Annotated in this window: 9 protein-coding genes; 3 read left to right on the top strand and 6 right to left on the bottom strand. The window is 62.9% G+C overall.

Annotated features, from left to right (window positions below):
• Nucleotides 1-238: 238 nt before the first annotated feature.
• From GAL_RS21580 to GAL_RS21560, 5 genes are all read right to left on the bottom strand, one after another.
• Nucleotides 239-1,642, bottom strand: a complete 1,404-nt coding sequence (locus GAL_RS21580) for an HlyD family type I secretion periplasmic adaptor subunit (RefSeq protein WP_024099293.1) — start codon at nucleotides 1,640-1,642, stop codon at nucleotides 239-241.
• A complete protein-coding gene (locus tag GAL_RS21575) occupies nucleotides 1,639-3,408 on the bottom strand; it encodes a type I secretion system permease/ATPase (protein ID WP_024099292.1) in 1,770 nt (589 codons plus the stop codon). The genes GAL_RS21580 and GAL_RS21575 overlap by 4 nt, the downstream gene beginning before the upstream one ends.
• A 162-nt stretch (nucleotides 3,409-3,570) precedes the next feature.
• Nucleotides 3,571-5,889 carry a calcium-binding protein gene (locus GAL_RS21570; protein ID WP_024099291.1) on the bottom strand — a complete coding sequence of 773 codons (2,319 nt, stop codon included), beginning with the start codon at nucleotides 5,887-5,889 and terminating at the stop codon, nucleotides 3,571-3,573.
• 381 nt (nucleotides 5,890-6,270) lie between these two features.
• Nucleotides 6,271-7,092 carry a hypothetical protein gene (locus tag GAL_RS21565; RefSeq protein WP_024099290.1) on the bottom strand — a complete coding sequence of 274 codons (822 nt, stop codon included), beginning with the start codon at nucleotides 7,090-7,092 and terminating at the stop codon, nucleotides 6,271-6,273.
• Entirely contained in the window at nucleotides 7,089-8,270 is a 1,182-nt protein-coding gene (locus tag GAL_RS21560) for a helix-turn-helix transcriptional regulator (RefSeq protein ID WP_024099289.1), read from the bottom strand. The genes GAL_RS21565 and GAL_RS21560 overlap by 4 nt, the downstream gene beginning before the upstream one ends.
• Nucleotides 8,271-9,219: 949 nt before the next feature.
• Between GAL_RS21560 and GAL_RS21555 the strand changes: the two genes are divergently transcribed.
• Nucleotides 9,220-10,032, top strand: a complete 813-nt coding sequence (locus GAL_RS21555; protein ID WP_024099286.1) for a helix-turn-helix domain-containing protein — start codon at nucleotides 9,220-9,222, stop codon at nucleotides 10,030-10,032.
• A gap of 123 nt (nucleotides 10,033-10,155) precedes the next feature.
• Here the strand turns inward: GAL_RS21555 and GAL_RS21550 are convergent, their stop codons facing one another.
• Nucleotides 10,156-11,400 (bottom strand): glycosyltransferase family 4 protein, encoded by a 1,245-nt coding sequence (locus tag GAL_RS21550; protein ID WP_024099285.1) that lies wholly within the window; start codon nucleotides 11,398-11,400, stop codon nucleotides 10,156-10,158.
• 297 nt (nucleotides 11,401-11,697) lie between these two features.
• On the opposite strand from GAL_RS21550, the gene GAL_RS21545 reads away from it, so the two are divergent.
• Nucleotides 11,698-13,707 carry a polysaccharide pyruvyl transferase family protein gene (locus tag GAL_RS21545; protein ID WP_024099284.1) on the top strand — a complete coding sequence of 670 codons (2,010 nt, stop codon included), beginning with the start codon at nucleotides 11,698-11,700 and terminating at the stop codon, nucleotides 13,705-13,707.
• Between the two features lie 399 nt (nucleotides 13,708-14,106).
• The gene (locus GAL_RS21540) at nucleotides 14,107-18,474 is read left to right on the top strand and encodes a non-ribosomal peptide synthetase (protein WP_024099283.1); all 4,368 of its coding nucleotides are present in this window, start codon (nucleotides 14,107-14,109) and stop codon (nucleotides 18,472-18,474) included.
• Nucleotides 18,475-18,682: the final 208 nt, after the last annotated feature.

Genomic DNA, 18,682 nt, shown 5'->3' with positions numbered 1-18,682 from the left:
AGGGGAAGCCCCATGTCAGAGCCGCATCTACCCTCAAATATAGGTCAGCATTACTGTCTAAATGTTTCGCATGCGAAACATTTGGTCCGAACCGGACCTAATTTTCAAGGGGCGGCCAGAGGCCGGTTGCCCAAATAAAGACCCGCCCGGCCAGGGGCCAGGCGGGACGAAAGGATGGATGATCAGGTCCCCCCCCAGGTATGAAACGCCAGACGTCTTACCGGCCGCGTATCCCTGATCAGCCATTCCCCTCTCTCAAGGCGTTCGACATGCTGCGCAGCACCGGGCTGAGCAGGTAATCCGCCAATGTCTGCCGACCTGTCTCGATCATCGCCTGGGCGGGCATGCCGGGCAGGGTTTTGACATTGGGCAGCGCCGCCAGTTCTTCGGGCGGAATGCGGATGTGAACGCGGTAATAGGGAATGCCGCTGTTGAGATCGGCGATACTGTCAGCGGCCACCATCACCACCTCACCTTTCACCGGCGGGGTGGAGCGGAAACTATAGGCGGTGAGCTGCACCCGGGCCTGCCCGCCGGTCACCACCTCGTCAATGTCGGTGGGAGAGACGCGGGTTTCGACAATCAGATCGCTGTCCGAAGGAACCAGCTCCAGCACGTTCTGGCCGGGGTTCAGCACCTGGCCGAGGGTGTTGATGGAGAGTTCCACCACCCGGCCGGCCTGCGGTGCGCGGATGGTCTGGCGCTCCAGCACATCCTCCGTCGCATCCAGCCGCTGGCGCAGATCCAGAATGCGTTCCTGCACCAGCTGGGTTTCACTGGAAATCCGGTTCACCGTGTCGCGGTGCACCTGCAGGATGCGCTCCTCGGTTTCGGCGATGCGCTCCTGAAGGTTCTCGCTGTCGCTTTCCAGCGCGCCAAAGGTGCCCATCAACCCGGTGTGTTGCAGCTGCCGGTCACTGAGCCGGGTTTTGGGCACCAGGCCTTTTTCATAGAGCTTGTGCAGATCGGCGACTTCGCCCTTGATCAGGGTCAGCTGATCCTCGATTGCGGTGATCCGCGCTCGTCGTCCGTTGAGCTGCTTGCCCAGCTGCGAAATCCGGTCACGCAGGATCTGTACCTGCCCTTCGTAAAGTGCGCGATTGCTGGTGAAGACATCGCGCTGCACCTCAAACAGGGAGATCAGCTGCGGGTCTTCGGCCATCAGCTGGTCCAGTTCTGCCGGGATCTCGATCTGATCGGCCTGGGCCAACTCGGCCTGAAGCCGTGCCTGCTGGGCCAGCAGGCTGGCTATCTGGCTGGTCAGGATGGCGCGGCTGGCGCGCATCCGGCGTCCGTCCAGCACCGCAATCACATCGCCTTTGGCAACCATATCGCCTTCGGCCACATTGATCTCGCGCAGGATGCCACCTTCCAGATGCTGCACACTGAGCCGATCGCCTGCCACGGTAAACTCTCCCGAGGCCACCACGGCGCTGGTCAGCTCGGCTCTGGTGGCCCAGAACACCAGACCGCCAAACAGGCCAAAGCCGCAGACCAGCATCCACATCACCAATTGGCGCACGCGGGTGGGTGGGGTGCGGGGCAGGGTGAAGCCATCAGGCATCAGGTCCTGAAAACCACGGCTCATGTCAATCTCGCTGTCCTTGCGGGACACCAGATCTCTGCTGTCGCTGCGGCTCATGACTGGGCTCCTTCTGTGGTACTGGCCGCGGCACTGGCGTCAGTCCCGGACTGGGCCTCACGGCGGGGCGTGAAATTGGTGACCTTCGGATCGCCCTCAGGTCGGCTGATCGGCTTGGCAGCCGCCTCGATGATCTGGCGCGCCTCGCCAAAGCGGGCGATGCGTCCCTCCTGCACCAGGGCGGCATGGCTGACCCTGCGCAACAGGTTGAGCCGATGGGTCACCACCACCACGATGGCGCCACGGGCGCAGGCCTCCTCGATGGCGGCGGCCAGCGCCTCTTCGCCTTCGGGATCGAGGTTGGCATTGGGTTCATCCAGCACGATCAGCTTGCGCTCCCCAAAGAAGGCGCGGGCCAGACCGATCCGCTGCCGCTGACCGGCGGAGAGGAAGCTGCCGCGCGGGCCGACCTCGGCGTTATACCCGCCGGGCAGGGCCAGGATCAGCTCATGTACGCGGGCCAGTTTGGCCGCCGCCACCACATCCGAGGGTTTGGCGCTCGGGTCCATCATGGCGATGTTTTCGGCAATGGTGCCGCGGAACAATTCCACCTGTTGCGGCAGAAACCCGATGTGGCGTCCGATCTGTTCCGGGTTCCAGTCGGTGAGCGCGGCATCATCAATGCGCACATGCCCCCGCACCAGCGGTTGCAGCCCCACCAGCGCGCGGGCCAGCGTGGTCTTGCCCGCCCCCGACGGGCCGATCAACCCCAGCGCATGGCCCGGTTGCAGCGACAGGGTGACATCCAGCAGCAGCGGATCTTGCCGCCCCGGCAGCACCACGGTGGCATTTTCCACCGACAGCCGGCCGCTTGGTTCGGGCAGTTCCATCCGGTCGCTGCTGTCCTCGACATGGGCCAGAAGCAGATTCAGCCGCTCCATGGCGCTGCGCGCCTTCAGCAGGGCGCGCCAGCCGGCGATGGATTGCTCCACCGGCGCTGCCGCCCGGCCCAGCAGGATCGAGGAGGCAATCATCAGACCCGGTGTCAGCTGGCTGTTGATCACCAGGACAACGCCCACGCCCAGCACCGCGATCTGCAGCCCCATGCGCACGGCCTTGGCCAGCGAGGTCATCAGTGCCACCCGGTCGGTGACCAAGGTGCCAAAAAGAATGGCGGTAAAGGCGCGTCCGCGCCAGCGGCCGATCTGGGCAGAGGTCTTGCCCATGGCGTGGATGATCTCGGCATTGACCATCATTTCCTCAACCGCGGCATTGGTTTCACGGGCGGCCTCTTCGGAGGTCTTGCCCGGGGCGCGGCCCATCAACTCACTCATCACCCCCAGTCCCAGCAGGATCAGTAACCCCACAACCGAGACCAGCCCCAGGATCGGGCTGAACACAAAGATCAGCGCGATGAACAGCAGCGACCAGGGCGCATCCAGAAGCGCGATGAACACCGGGTTGGTGACAAAGCCGCGCAATTCCTGAATGTCGCGGATCGGCTCTGCGGTGCGCAGCTCCGCAGGCAGGTTGCCGCTGATCATGCCCTGAAGCACAACCGGGCTCAGCCGGGCTTCCAGCCGCGAGCCGAGGCGGGCGACAAGCCGCTGGCGAATGACATCAAAGAGAAAAAAGAACACCAGCGCGATTGCCGCGCCGGTGGTCAAAGCAATCAAGGTTGGCATGCTGCCCGAAGCCATGACCCGGGCAAACAATTGCAACATGTACAGCGGCGCTGTCAGGACAAGCAGGTTAACAAAGATACTCGCTACAAAAATTGAGGTGATGACACCCCGTTGTCCGTCAAAGACCCGTTTCGTCTTCATACCCGTGACCCCCCGGTTGCACGATGTGAAGTTACTGAAGCTGGCAGATCAGCGCCCTGGTCCAAGGTGGCAATCCTTGGCCGGGGACCAAATCGCTGTCCTGAACCAGGGCTAGACCCCCCCGGATGGCGGCCGCCACCCGGGAGGATCATTCCTTATGGCTCAGATGGTATGACCCCAGATGTTGTCATAGCTGTCGTCAAAGCCGTCATCGCTGGCCACGACCCGGATCGGCTCGTAGCTGCCGGCGTCGCCGGTGCCGACCGCATTGATGCCAACACCACCAGAGGGCAGGGCGTCCTGTCCCAGAGAGGTGTACCCGTTGACATTGGTCAGCCCCTTGATGACCACGGTGGCACCACCGACGGAAATCGTGGTGTCGGTGCCATCATCCATGACGCTGGCCACACCATCGAGAGCCGTGAACGCAGCCCCGTCTGAAGTGCCGGCACCACCACCCACGTTGGTCACGCGGAAGGCCAGGACATCGTGGTCTTCATCAATGTCAAAGTCATTGATGCAGTCGATGCCATCGCCGGAGCTGAAGGAATTGCCATCCCACTCCAGATCGATGATGAAGACATCCTTGCCGTTGCCACCGGTCAGATCGTCATCTCCCGCGCCACCTTTCAGGTAGTCGTTGAAGTTGCCGACCCCGCCATGCAGCGTGTCGTTGCCTTCGCCACCATCCAGGAAGTCATGGCCACGGCCACCGTCCAGATCATCGTCGCCAACTTCGCCATAGAGGCAGTCGTTGCCGGCGTCGCCGTTCAGGTCGTCTTTGCCGTTGCCGCCCAGAAGGACATCATCGCCATTGCCGCCATTCAGCTCATCGGCGCGCTTGTCACCCATCAGCAGGTCGTCGCCATCATCGCCGTTGACGGTGTCTTCGCCGTCGCCGCCACTCATGACGTCATTGCCAGTGCCACCATGCATCAGGTCATTGCCATGCTCACCATACATGGTGTCATTACCGGCATCGCCATAAAGCGTATCGGCCTGGTTGTTGCCATGGATCACGTCATGACCATCGCCACCTTTGATGGTGTCATTGCCGGAGTTGCCGAACAGCAGGTCATTGCCGACGTTGCCGTGGACACAGTCATCGCCTTCGTTGCCATAGAGCGTATCATTGCCCTGGTTGCCATAGAGACGGTCCCGTCCGGTGCCACCATAGCCGACATCGAAGCCACGACCGCCGATGATGACATCATTGCCGGCTTCGCCGTACATGGTGTCATGGCCAGAACCACCGCGGATGCGGTCATTGCCAGCCTCGCCACCGTCCTGCGGAGTGTAGCAGTCCGGGCAATCAACGGGACGCAGGTCAGTTTCATCGCTGGTATGCAGAGATTCAACGGCCGTTTTGTCGTCGTCGTCGCAGCAATCCCAATCGATATCATAGCCTTTGACCCGGGCGTGGTCGCCGAAGATCAAATCGCCCTGGGCACCGCCTTCGAGCACGTCATTGTTGCTGCCGCCGCGGATGGTATCCTTGCCAGCATCGCCATTGACGTCGTCACGGCCTTCGCCACCATCCATCAGGTCACGGCCACGGCCGCCCTGCATCAGATCGTCGCCGGTCTCGCCGAACATGGTGTCGCGGCCACCCTGACCATCCATGGTGTCATGGCCATCGCCACCCAGCATGCAGTCATGGCCATCTTCATTGGGGCCTTTGCCAACCGGACCGCTGTCGGCCCCAAAGTCGAGATCGTCGCCCTGCGCCTGACGTTCGTCACCGAACATCTCGTCATCGCCGGAACCACCGATCACCAGGTCGTCACCAAGACCACCGGCCATACGGTCATCACCGCCCTGACCGTTCATCCGGTCATTGCCGCCACGGCCATACATGGTGTCGTCCCCGTCAAAGCGGGATTCGCCAGCGCGACCGCCGCGGTCACCCCACATGCAGTCATCGCCACCTTCGCCGTCCATGCAGTCGTCGCCCAGATCGCCATAGAGGTAATCGCCGGCGTCGCCGTTGCTCTCGTCGCCATCGGCATCATCACCAAAGATCTGGTCATTGCCATTGCCGCCAAAGACGGTGTCCTGATCCTTGCCGCCGAGCAGCGAGTCATTGCCGTTTTCACCGTCAATGTAATCGCAGCCATCACCGCCATCGATCCAGTCATTGCCGTCGCGGGTCGCATGGGTGCCATTGCCACCATAAAGGGTGTCATTGCCGCCATCGCCATTGATGGCATCATTGCCGCCGCGGCCTTCGATATAGTCCTGACCGGACTGACCATCGAGCCGGTTGTTGCGCGCGTTGCCATAGACAGCATCATTGCCGCCCCCGGCTGCGGCGTTGTCGCCGGCATCATGGTCGTTCAGATTGATGACATTGCCATCGCGGCCGCCACGTTCCGTGGTGCCATCGTTGTAGTTGGGACTGAACTTATTGTCCTCGTCAAAGATGATTTCGCAATCTGGATTGCACTCTTCCCATGGTGAGCCTTCGTCTGGTCTACCCATCTTAAACATCCTCCTAATTAATATACCGGGAGTGTGATGCGCCCCCCGACGCGACCCCCTTTAGAAATCTGACCAGGGAAAATTGGGTGTGGGACCTGGTCAGTGACACAAGACCGCTTGGGTCTCTGATGGTGATTGCACCGCAAATCGGGCGGGGCGGATGCCCCCAAATGGGGACAAATTTTCATCAAATTGTCGGTTTTCGGGGGCGCTGTGTCAGATGTCCGGTTGGCTCCGCTACGAGATCTGTGGGACAGGTCGGCAGCCAGGCGGGGCATCTCTACGGCTCTCTGTAAAAGGCAGGGGTTTGGGACAGCAGATCCTGCCTGAAAGAGATATGGCGCCCCCGAAAAAGGGAGACTCTTTTTCCTTTGTTAGAGTCTATTCTGATGTGTTGTTCAGTGGCTGACTTGGATCAGCCGTTGTGGTTTCAAGAAAGGCGACGAAGCTGGCCCATTGGATTTGAGCCGCGCTCCAGACGGTGCCTGAGGCTGTGGCAATTCTGCTGTGATAGAGCGTGCCCGCGGCCAGACCGAGGGCCAGGATCAGGGCCAGACCACCGCCTTTGGTGATCCCGCGCTGCAGTCGCTGCCTCAGGCTGCGGCGGCGGGCGGCGGTGTCCTTGGCCAGCACTTTGGCAAAGCTGTCGCGCAGCACCGGCTCCAGTTCGATGCGCAGCGCGCCTTCCATCCGGTTTACCGCCTCCTCCAGCGCATCCATACGGGCGCTCAGCGCCTTGCGGTCGGCCTCCGCCTTCTGGGTGTACATCTCACCCAGCCCCTCATTGAGGGTGGCAAACATCCCGGTGATCCGCTTGTGCAGTTCGATGAGATCGCTGCGGGTGCCCAGCGGCTGGGGACCGCTGCGCAGATGCGCGGCCAGCTGGTCGAGATCAGCCGGAGCCAGAGTAGCGGGACCGGATGTGCTGTCCCGTGCCGGGCTGGATGTGGTTGTGGGTGATGTCGGGTCTGTGTCGGTGCTGGTCGTGGTGCTCTCCATAGGGATGTCCGATGTGGCATCGGCGGCGGGTGTCTGATCCCCGTCACGGCTGTCTTCCCGGGCTTTGGCTGCCTCGCCGGATGTGGTGGCTTGCGCTTTGCGCTGATCCTGAGCGGCCAGGGCTGCGGCGCCGATCGAGGCCGAGGTCGGCGCGACCGGTGCGGGTGGCCCCTGGGTGAGGCTTTCATGGGTCACCTTGTTCATGACGCTCTCCCCAGTGAGGCCTGCCAGGTCAGCCGCTGCGCCATTTCGGTGCGCCCGGCGACCTCAAGCTTGGAGAGCACCCGCTTGGCATAGGTGTTGAAGGTCTGTTCCTTGATGCCCGCAATATGGGCCGCCTCGCGGTTGGAAAGGCCAAGCTGGATCAGCGCAGCCACCCGGGCCTCGCAAGGAGAGAGGCCCATTTTCTGGGCCAGCATCTCGATCCGCTGCTGGTCGGGCTGGCGCGGCAGGATGGCCACCACCAGCGGATGGCGGGTGTCGGCGCAGAGATAACAGGTGAGCGAAACCGGCAGCCGCATGCCGGTGCTGGCATCCTGCAGGAACAGGATCAGCTCCTGACTGGCGCTGCCGCGTGGCGTATGGGCGCCGGCGGAGGCCTCAACCGGTGTTTTGGCGCAGTCTTGCACTGCGGCATAAAACGCGCGGGTCTCGCTGCTGTTGGCACAGCGCAGTACGCCGTCACTGTTGCGCAGCAGATTGCCTGCCGCCAGCATGTCACAGCCGGCCTCATTGCAATCCAGCAACCGGCCCGCGCCATCCAGCACCAGAACCGCGCTGTCGCTTTTGGTGGAGATCGTCCAGAGCATCGCCTCTGAGGTGTCGCGCGCGGTTTTGGGCTCCGGTGCGCTGGTCAGGATCTCGCGCAGCGCATCCTCGCGGGCCAGTGGCCAGATCGCAGGCAGGATCTCGATGCAATGGGCATCATGCTGGCTGCCCTCCAGATGCAGCGCGATCCTGTCCTCGCTGCCATCGGCAAAGCGGCAGGCAAACACCACCCAGCGGCCAGACCTCTGGCCAGAGGCATCCGCGCGCAGGGCCGCAGGATCAAGCCAGTCCGGCCAGCTGTTGGGATGGTCCTGCGGATCATGCAGCTGGGTGCAATGGCAGAGCGATCCGCTGCGCAGCAGAGCCTGCAGCGTGCCTCTGCTGCGGCTGCCCTGTGCCAGCGCGGTCTGAGCGCCACAGCCTGGAGTGTCACTGGCCAGAGGTCTGGCCGCCTCGCAGGTGGTCACCAGCAAACGGCTTGGCCCGACAGACGCGGGTCCGGTGCAATCGATCTCAGCTATGGCAGTGGTGGTGATGGATGAAACTTGTCTTTGAAACGATCGCGCAAAAGCGATCTCGCCCGTGTGGATCACGGCGCCCCCGAACACATTCATGTTGCCCCCCGGCATATCAAAACGAATATGAACAGCCTAACATATCGCCGACGCCGTCAAATTGTGCAGAGGGTGTACCCCTTCGGGCGAGGAGTTTTGGAGCCGCCAGGGGCTGTCTGATGATCAACCATTGGGAGAACCCGCAGGACATTGAGATTACATCAATATCTAGCAGGATTACCTTAGGTTACCCACAAGTCACAGTATGAGAGATCGCTCGAGATTCTATTTTTATTCATATATTTCAACTGCTTGTGTTTTGGCGGAGATCCGCCTGTTGGGAGGGCCTTTCTGAGGGCCCTACCTCAGAAGAGGTATGGGCGCTGCGTGCGCGGGGGCAAAGGGAGAGTGATTCCATCTTTGGCGTGAAGATTCGACGCAAAATAACACGCTTGAGTTGTTTGATCTTGTGAGATCGGGCCTGAAATTGAGAAATTACCACATCTTTGGATTTCTGCCTCATGAGGATATTCCTGTTGATAAAACAAAAGCCTATATCAAAAACAATACTTTAGGAGAGATGTCTGATGGCGCCAACATCTATCCAGGAGGTAAGTTTTTTAACAAAAATGGATGGATTCAGGCTATTTTGGAGTGCCGCAAAGCGGTGCTGCGCCGATATGGGCTGCAATTTGGAGGCAGGGGCCAGAGGTATTGGGGCCCGTCATTTTGGAAGACCCGATCACACGACCGGTCGGGCCGTCGGCTGAGGGATCCCCCTGGCAGGCGAGGCTGGAAAACAGCCGTCATCTGATCGAAAGGACAGGACAGACACATAAGACAAGACCGGGGTGCCATCTGTGACGGGGGTCGCAGCCGCATCGCGAGGGCCAGGGCGGGATGTTCCAAACCCGCATCAAAGCCCGGTGACCTCCCTGTTCCGGAGATCATTCATTGAGACCATCTGATCGTGTTTGGATCAGATTTTTTAAGAGTATGGGGGTATATCATGCCTGTGCATATTGTGGGCGAAAGTCGCTTGTTGCGCGACATGTTTCTGGCCATTTGCCAGAGCAATGACTACCAGATCGGGACCTGCTGCGATGAGCTGTCGACGCTCGCGGGGCTGGGGATTGACGATCTGGTTTTATACTACAGCCATGAAACGGGACCGGAGCTGGTGGAGGAATTGCGCCAGTTCAAAGAGGGCAATGATGCCTCTCTGTTGATCCTGATCATGGGGCGGGAATGTTCCACCAGCATGCAGACTGCGCTCAGCGCCTATGCTGAGGCGGTGATCCCGCAACGCAAATCTGCAGAGGCGCTGATTGCGGCGCTGCGGGTGGTGCAAAGCGGCTATCGGATTGTGCCATCGGATATCTCTGCGGCGCTGCGGGCGGCGGATGTGACCACATCAGGGGATGACCAGTCGGCAGAGACCCTGACGGCGGCCCCGGCACCGGAACTGGAGCTTGCAGAGACTGTGCCTGCGGATCGGGTCAATGGCAGCCTGCCGCAATCCGCTTCTGGCACAGGTGCTTTGACAGGGGTCTTGCCTGGGGCCTCAACCAACAGTCCCGGCACCACCGTTCCGGTGGATCTGCGCCGCATGCCGGCCTCAGCCGCAGCCTGCGGCCTGTCCGGGCGCGAATGGCTGATCCTGACCAAGCTGATTGACGGCGCCACCAATAAATCCATCGCCAATGAACTGGGCATCTGCGAGGCCACGGTGAAGGTGCATCTGCGCACCTGTTTTCGCAAAATCGGCGCCAAGAACCGCACCCAGGCAGCGATCTGGGCGTCGGAGCAATTCCTGTCCTGATCCCGCAATGCGCGGGACTGGCTAGGTCGGGACTGCGTCGGCCATGGGCTTATGCTGGGGGGCTGAGCCTCTGGTCGACGCAGATCATCCCGGGATCGTCATGTTCATTCCCGCTGCGACGGGTCAGATCTTCAGCTGTTTACTGGCAGGCAGGAGCGCGTTGATCTGACGGGCGTGCTCGGGCATGCAGCGGGTCAGGAAATCATAGGTTTCCACCACATGGGCGCGGGCATTGGGGCCCAGATGAGCATAGGCGCCGGGATTGGCCAGCACATCCACCACCTGATCGGCCAGCGCGCCTGGGTCAAAGAAATCCACCAGCATGCCGGTCTCATTATGGGTCACCGCCTCGCGCACCGGCTCCACATCAGCCGCCACCACCGTGGCCTGCATCGACATGGATTCCAGCAAGGACCAGCTGAGCACAAAAGGCATGGTCAGATAGATATGGCAGCGGCTGATGCGGATGATCTTGCACAGATCGCCGTAGGGCACCCGGCCGAGGAAATGCACCCGGCTCCAGTCGACGCTGTCGCCCAGCTCATCCTCCATCTCGCCGCGCAGACCTGCGGGATGGGTGCTTTCGCGCCCATATGAGGTCTCATTGCCGCCGATCATCAGGATCCGCGCATTGGGGCGTTCCGACAGGATCTTGGGCAGGGCGCGCATCATCACGTGAAAGCCGCGGGCGCGTTCCATATTGCGGGCGATATAGGTGATCACCTCATCGTCACGGCTGAGCGGCTTGGGCAGACGGCCGAGACCGATGCTGGCCTTGGCATCCGGTTGCAGCCGGTCGGTGCGGATGCCGTCATGGCTGACATAGATCTTGTCGTGAAAGCTTTTGGGAAAGCGGTCGCGCTGCCAATAGGTCGGGCTGTGGCCCAGATCGACCACATCGATATTGGCAAAGGGCACGGTGTTGCGGGCATGGGCGAAAAACCCGGCGTGCTCGCCGGGGGGATTTTCCGGGTCAAAGCCCACGAGACCGCCAGTGGTGCGGTAGAAATATTCAAAGAAGCCGATGATTGGCACATCCGGCCAGACCTCTTTCATAAAGGTCAGCTCTCCCCAGCCGGTATGACCGATGATGATATCGGGCTTGAAACCATCTCTGGCCTCCAGCTGACGCGCGGCGAGGGCGGCACCAATGCCATTGCCGGCTGCGGCCTCCCAATCCTTGGACAGCCCATAGGCATCGGCGGCGGGCTGGTGATGGCTTTTGTAGGTGGCGGTGGAGACGCCCGGCAGCTTCACATCGTTTCGCTGGGTCAAAAACACGATCTCATGCTCGCCCTGATCGGCCAGCCATTGGATCATCTCCCGGTACTGGCCGGGCATGTTCTGGTGCACAAAGAGAAATTTCATGATCTATCCATGCCGTGAGAGCGCTGCGGGCGCAACCCTTTCGACAGGTGGGAACAGGCATAGATCGCGGGGCAGGGGGAGCGTCAGAGCAAAACCATGGGCAGGGTTTCACCACCCGAGGTCTGCGCGCGGCTTTCCGGGCTTGTTCCCAGAGGTCACGGCGCTAACATGCGCGCAACGCAGCAATCCCGGGGGCTGCGGCTGCCGGAGACGCCTTGGCGTGGTTGCCGACCCCCTTTCCCAACAGGCCATGACCCCGGTTTTACAGGGGCTATGGTGAGTAACATCTGGTGATATATGAGAATCCTTTTCCACGCTCCCGTGCTTTCGGCCCATCGTCCGGATCCGGCGCTGTCCAGTATCATGGGCGTGCCACCAACCGTGACGGACACGCTGTTTGGCCTGAAACCGGCGCATAAGCTGACCGGGAATCGCGGCAATATCATCCATGCCGAGGCCCCGGCCCGCAGCCTGCGCAAGGACCCGGATGGATCGGCGGTGGGCAATATCGCCAATCTGCAGAAGAACCTCGGCGATGGTTATGCCGAGGTCATGGCCGCGCATTTCGACATGATTGTGGTATCGCTGGCCAATTTCATTCGCCCCAACCACGATGGCATCCGGTTGTTTACCGCGCTTGAGGCGCTGGACGGGCGGGTGCCTTTTGTGGTGCTGGGCGCCGGGATGCAGGGCAGCCATGCGTTTGAGGATCTGATGCCGGGCAACCGCGATCTTCTGGCGCTGCTCAATGAACGGGCCAATCTGTTTGGGGTGCGTGGCACCCAGACGGCAGAGTGGCTGGCGCAGAACGGGCTGGAGAACACCACCGTGCTGGGCTGTCCCAGTCTCTATGTCTATCCGCAGTCAATCATGGCCATTGACGGCGCCGCGGCCCAGGCCAAGGGGCGTCAGGCCAATGTGATGACCGCGGGCCATTTCTCCATGCGGGAGGGGGCCATCGTTGAACGCGGCACCGAACTGGCCAAGGCGTTCGACAAGATCGAGGCCTCTTATGTGTTCCAGGATGAGATCTTTGCCTATGGCAAATTCATCAAGGACCGCTTCGGCTATAATGAGGGCAACAACATTGCCCAGCCAGAAGAGCTCAATCGCTGGCTGAGCCGCAAATGCGGCCATAAGGTCGATTTCAACCGCTATTACTATTTCTCTGAGGCCGGCGCCTGGCGGCAGGCGGCGATGCTGCATGATGTCTATATCGGCGACCGTTTCCATGGCGGCGTGGCGGCTTTGCAGGCGGGCCAGCCGGCGATTTTTCTTAAGCATGACAACCGGGTGGCCGAGCTGACCGAACATTTCGGCCTGCCGGCGCTGAACACGCAGAAATTCATGCGCAAGGGGCTGAAGGCGGTGTTGGATGAATATCTGTCGCCCGAGGTGTTGGACAAGATGAAGGTGACCTATCGCCAGCGCCACGCCGAATATGTGGCGGCGCTGGCCGAACATGGCCTGGAGGTCGATACCATCGTGCCGGATGAGCCTCAGCCGGTGCCCGCAGTGGACAGCCGCAGCCATCTGGGCGCGATCCGCAGCCCGCAGGACCCGGATGAGGTGCTGCCGGAGGGGCTGTGGCCCACCACCACGCTGACCCCGTCTTATGCCATGCGGCGGCTGCACCCGGAGGGTGCGCGCGAGCTGGTGGTCACCTTTGAAGGGGCAGGGCAGGCGCTGGACCGCAAGGATCCCTTGCGTCCGGGCTTTGGCGAGCGCTTCCTGATCAAAGCCAACTATGCGGTGCTGTCGGTGCTGCCGCATCAGCAGAACTGGTATCGCCCGCTGGACTTGGAACAGTATTTCCAGACACCTGAAACCCGCGCCTGGATGGCCGGCTTTGACAAGGTGCATGTGCTGGGCTCCGGCATGGGGGCTTTTGGCGCCATGGCCTTTGCTGATCTTATTGGCGCGGAAAATGTGGTGGCGTTGCAGCCGATCAGCACCCTGGCCGAAGATCTGATCCCCGGCGAGACCCGGTTCCCGGCCGCGCGCAAGCTGGACTGGAGCGGCGCCTATCGCGACGCCTGTGCGGGCTGTGACACGGCGGCCCGGATCTATGCGATCCATGGCGATCATCCACTGGATCTGGCCCATGTGGCGCGGTTGCGGGAGGCTCTGGGCGCGCGGTTGATCAGCGCGGAATTGTCCCATGACAGCAAGCGTCCGGTGACCCCGTTGCTGCGCGCCAAACGCCGTCTGCCACGGACCGCGCTGACCTGCCTGCGCGGCGGCGACGCGGCGGCGCTGAACGAGGTGCTGGGCGCATTGGTGCCGCACAAAACCCCGGCGGAGTGATCCGCACCACGTCTGCGGAATCCTGGACCGACAGAGGGCTGCTCTCACGAGCGGCCCTTTTTATGTATCTGCTGTTTGCGGGCCGTAGGATCCCTGCGGAGGGTTATTTAACATAAGATTGATTAGAAGTTATTTGGTCGTGCGCAGATATACAGCGTGGGTTTGGCGGCTGCAGCAGGCTGAGATGTGATTGCAATCCGGTGGTGTTTTGTTGCTTGCCCGTCCCCCGGTCTGGTATCCTTGGACCCGCGGCGGGGATCATGGGGGTGATCCTGGTCTGAGGGGGTCGCAAAAAGTGGATATTAAGAGTGACGTGATACCCGGAGGATCTGGGTGCGGCACAGCATGAAGATGTATGGCCTGGGTTGGTCCAAACCCGGTGTCAGCTAGGGGGGCATCATGAGTGATCTTTCGCAAGCCCAGCCACAGGCGCAATCACAATCAGAGACCCGGGCCGCGATGAAGGCGCCCTTTGGGGCGGGCACCGGTCATCCCGCCGAGGGATCCGGAGAGCGCAACCAAGGTCACAGCAGCGGTCAGGAGATTGCGCTGACCCCGATGCAGCAGGGGCTGCTGTATGAAAGTGCCGCTGCGGGTAAGCCTTGGGTCAATCTGGAACAGATCGTGGTGCATCTGGACGCAGAAGCACCAGATCCGAGGGCGCTGCGGCTGGCCTGGCAGCAGGTCTGCGCGCGGCATCCGGTGCTGCGCAGTGCGGTGCTGTGGCAGGGCCGCCCGCTGCCGGTCTTGCAGGTCGCAGACATGGATGAGGCCGCTGATCAGGTCAGGGTGGACTCCCAGGACTGGCAGGGGCTGGAGGCGGAGGATCAGGCTGCGCGGCTGGAGCAGTTTCTCAGCGAGGATCGCAATCGTGGCTGTGCGCTGGAACAGGCGGTGTCCTGGCGGGTGATGCTGGCGCGGCTGGGGCCGAACCGCTCGGTGATGGTCTGGACCATTCACCATGTGCTGGTCGATGGCCGCAGTATGGCGGTGGTGCTGGAGGATGTCTTTGCGGCGCTGATCGGGGGCGGTCTGCCCGCTGCGACAGCGCCTGTGACCGGCTTTGATGCCTTCAGCCCGGCGGTGGCGCATGTGTCAGAACAGCCGGACAGCCAGGCGTTTTTCCGGGCGCATCTGGAGGGGTTTGAAACCCCGAACCAGATCCCCCGGCTGACCGGGCCGGATGATCGGCCCGCTGAGACAGCGCCGGGTGATGCGGACCATGGCCGCAAGCAGATCCTGCGCCGGCAGCTGCCCGCCGAGTTGCGCCACGCGCTGGTGCAGCGGGCCGGTGGGGTTGCGACAGAGAATGACGCCGGGCCGGCGACGCTGGCCAATATGATCCATGCCGCCTGGGGGCTGCTGGTGGCGCGTTGGAGCGGCCGGGAAAGCGCTGTCTTCGGGGTCACCCGCTCGGGGCGCTATCTTTTGGAGGGCTGCGGGCGCACGGTGGGCTGCCTGATCAATACGGTGCCCCTGCATCTGCATCTGTCCGGGTCAACAACCGTGGACGGGTTGCTGGCGGCGCTGCGGCGCGATGCGGTGGCGCTGCGCCCGCATGAACAGGCCTCGCTGGCGGATATGCGCCGCTGGTGCGGGCTGCCTGGCAGCGTGCCGCTGTTTGACACGATGGTGATGTTTGAGCGCGACAGCCTGAATATGCGGATGCGCAGCCTGGGGGGCGATGACCCGGATAGCCCCTGGCAGCAGCGCCGCATCGAGCTGCGCGAAGAGGGGGCGATGCCGCTGACGCTGGCTGTGTATGGTGATGCTCAGCCGCTTTTGATGCTGGAATATGATCCCGAGGTGCTGCCGGGGCCACAGGTGGCGCACATGCTGGATCATCTGTGTCAGCTGCTGCAGAGCCTGGCCACAGCACCTGCGGATATGGCGCTGCGCGATCTGGAAATGTTGCCGGAGGCCGAGGCGACCCAGCTGTTACAACAGGGCCGCCCGGATCCGGCGCTGGCGCAGATGTTGGCGCGGGAGATGGCGGCGGCCCCGCCCTGCATGGCAACCCGGCTGGAGGCCACGGCGGCGCGGATGCCCGATGCCCCTGCGCTGCAGATGGCCCCCGACGGTGCGGTGCTGAGCCATGCGGATCTACAGGCCCGGGCGGATCATCTGGCGGTAGCCTTGCAGGCGCAGGGGGCCGCGGCCGGGGATGTCATTGCCATCTGCCTGCCGCGCAGCCCGGAGTTCATCATTGCGATGCTGGCGGTGCTGAAGGTCGGCGCGGCCTTCCTGCCGGTGGATCCGACCTATCCGGCTGCAGTGATTGCCCATATGCTCAAGGACAGCGGCACCAGGCTGGGCATTGGCGGGCCGGACTATGGCACGGTATCAGGGCCTGATACTGGCTCTAATAAAGGCCAGTCTGCGCATAGGCACGATGCGGCCCTGACCCCGGAGGGGTTGGTCTGGGTGGCCCCTGATGCGGGATCTGAGCTATCGGAACAGCCGGACAGGCCGCTGCGGCCAGCCCCGGATCCGGGGCGGCTGGCCTATGTGATCTATACCTCCGGGTCCACCGGCAAGCCCAAGGGGGTGCGGGTGCCAATGCGGGCGCTGCTGGCCCATGCCAGCGCCATCACCGCCGCCTTTGAGCTGCAGAGCAATGACCGGATGCTGCAATTTGCCAGCCTGTCCTTTGATGTCGCCATTGAGGAGGTGCTGCCGAGCCTTCTGGCCGGCGCCTGCGTGGTGCTGCGTGCGCCGGATATGATCGGGGCACCGGGGCTGTTTCTGGACCGGGTGGCGGCGCTGGAGCTGACCGTGCTCAATCTGCCGACCGCCTTCTGGCATGTGCTCTGTGATGTGATGGCCGACAGTGGTCGTCGTCTGCCGCCCTCGGTGCGGCTGGTGATTGTCGGCGGTGAACAGGTCAACCCGCAGTCCCTGGCGCGCTGGCAGCAGCTGGTGCCGGGGGTGCGCTGGCTCAATGGCTATGGGCCGACGGAAACCACCATCACCTGTACGCTGCATGATCCGGGTCTGGATCAGGGCGGGTCTGTGGTGGCAACCGAGGATGTCCCCATCGGCCGCCCCACCGCCCATGCGCGCGCCTATGTGCTGGCGGCGGATGGCAGTCTCGCCCCGGCGGGGGTCGCGGGGGATCTGTGGATCGGCGGCCCGGCGGTGAGCGATGGCTATATCGGCCGCCCGGAGGACACCGCCAAGGCGTTTCGGCCCGATCCCTTTGCGCCGCAGAATACGGGCGGGGGGCACCACGCCAGCTGCCCCGCCGCCCGGATCTATCGCACCGGTGATCGCGCGGCCTGGCGCGGGGATGGCACGCTGGCCTTTCTCGGGCGGCAGGACCGGCAGGTGAAACTGCGCGGATTTCGCATTGATCTGCGCCATGTGGAGCAGGTGCTGGAGCGCGCCTATCCGGAGCTGCAGGCGCTGGCGGCGGTGCATGGCAAGGACAGCCCCGGGGCGCAGCTCTGTTGTTGGGTGCGGGGCATTCGGGCGGCTGGCACGGAAGAAAGGGCTGGCGATACCCGTCCGGATCTGACGGCGCTGCAGCAGGTGGTGCAGCGCGATCTACCCGCCCATATGCGCCCGGCGCTGGTGCCGGTGGCGGCGTTTCCCCGCACCGCCGGGGGCAAGATCGACATGGCCGCCCTGCCCGCGCCGACACAGGCATCAAGCGGTCTGCGCCTGCGCCGCAACGGCGGCGCGGCGGTTGACACCAGTGCCCCGCCCTCGCCGCTGGCGCAGCAGCTGATGGCGATGATGGCGGATCTGCTGGGCCAGCCTGATCTGGGCGTGGATGACAGTTTCTATGATCGCGGTGGCCACTCGCTGCTGGCGATGCGGCTGATTGGCCGGATCGAGGCGGAACTGGGCCGACGGCTGAGCCTGGCGGCGCTGCATCTGACCCCCAGCCCGCGGGCACTGGCGGCGGCATTGACGGAAGCGCTGAGCCCGGGAGATGGGGGCGGTGACAGCCCGGAAACACCGGAGGGCCACACCCTGCCCGATCATCTGGTGATCATTCAGGATGGCATGGCGCGCGCGCCGCTGTTTGGAGTTCATGTGCTGGGTCGCAACGAGGAATTCTATCGCCCGCTGGCGGCCGCGCTTGGTCCCGAGCAGCCCGTTTATGGGCTGAGCATCGGCCTGTTGGACAGCAGCACCCCCACCGGGGTGCGCGCCACCGCAAAACTGTATCTGGAGGAAATCCAGACCCATTACCCAACCGGGGTGGTGCATCTGGCGGCAGTGTCCCTGGGCAGTTATTTTGCCTTTGAGCTGGCCCGTCAGCTGCTGGCGGCGGGGCGTGAATTGGGCTTGCTGGCGCTGTTTGATGCCGAAGGCCCGGCCGGGCGCAGCCGGGTGCAGGGGCGGGCCAGACTGGGCGCCCATCTGGGGCTGCTCCGGCGCATGGGGCCGGCCTATCTGGGCCATGTGGCCCGCCACCGGATTGAGACCCTGCGCAATTCCTTTGAACGGCGACGGCTGGAATGGACCGGCGGTGGTGGCTCGCTGTCGATCGAGGCGCTGATCGCGGCCAACCAGCAATCGGTGGAACGCTACACGCCGGAACCGCTGGCCACACCGCTGACCGTGTTCCGGGCCGGTGATGATCTCTTTGACAGTCCTGAGGGGCTGCGTCAGGGGCTGGGCTGGGCGCCGGTGGCGGCGGCAGGGTTTGAGCTGATCGAGGTGCCGGGATCCCATCTGTCGATCCTGCAGGAGCCCAATGTGCAGGATCTGGCCCGGCATATGGCCCGCATCATGCAAGGTTCGGCCCCACAATGAGGCGCGCCCAAAACAGGCCATCCTGCCGCTGATCCGGTATTTATCCGCCCTGATCAGAACAAATCTGCAAAAATGCACCTAAGGGGGGAACAATTTTCCACCTCACGGCGTCTGTCATGTGAACCGATCCCCCGCCCGTGGCCTGCCTGCGAACAGGCGGGCTTATTTGCCATGGTCAGTGCCGCGACATCTTGGTCCCCGGTGTCAG

The organism is Phaeobacter gallaeciensis DSM 26640 (assembly GCF_000511385.1).
GTDB lineage: Bacteria > Pseudomonadota > Alphaproteobacteria > Rhodobacterales > Rhodobacteraceae > Phaeobacter > Phaeobacter gallaeciensis.
Note: the sequence above shows the minus strand (reverse complement) of the source record. Positions and strands in the feature narration are given on the sequence as shown.

Coding starts and splice junctions, on each gene's coding strand:
- GAL_RS21565 (WP_024099290.1), bottom strand. CDS start 7,092: ATGAACAAGGTGACCCATGAAAGCCTCACCCAGGGGCCACCCGCACCG.
- GAL_RS21555 (WP_024099286.1), top strand. CDS start 9,220: ATGCCTGTGCATATTGTGGGCGAAAGTCGCTTGTTGCGCGACATGTTT.
- GAL_RS21570 (WP_024099291.1), bottom strand. CDS start 5,889: ATGGGTAGACCAGACGAAGGCTCACCATGGGAAGAGTGCAATCCAGAT.
- GAL_RS21580 (WP_024099293.1), bottom strand. CDS start 1,642: ATGAGCCGCAGCGACAGCAGAGATCTGGTGTCCCGCAAGGACAGCGAG.
- GAL_RS21550 (WP_024099285.1), bottom strand. CDS start 11,400: ATGAAATTTCTCTTTGTGCACCAGAACATGCCCGGCCAGTACCGGGAG.
- GAL_RS21545 (WP_024099284.1), top strand. CDS start 11,698: ATGAGAATCCTTTTCCACGCTCCCGTGCTTTCGGCCCATCGTCCGGAT.
- GAL_RS21560 (WP_024099289.1), bottom strand. CDS start 8,270: ATGAATGTGTTCGGGGGCGCCGTGATCCACACGGGCGAGATCGCTTTT.
- GAL_RS21575 (WP_024099292.1), bottom strand. CDS start 3,408: ATGAAGACGAAACGGGTCTTTGACGGACAACGGGGTGTCATCACCTCA.
- GAL_RS21540 (WP_024099283.1), top strand. CDS start 14,107: ATGAGTGATCTTTCGCAAGCCCAGCCACAGGCGCAATCACAATCAGAG.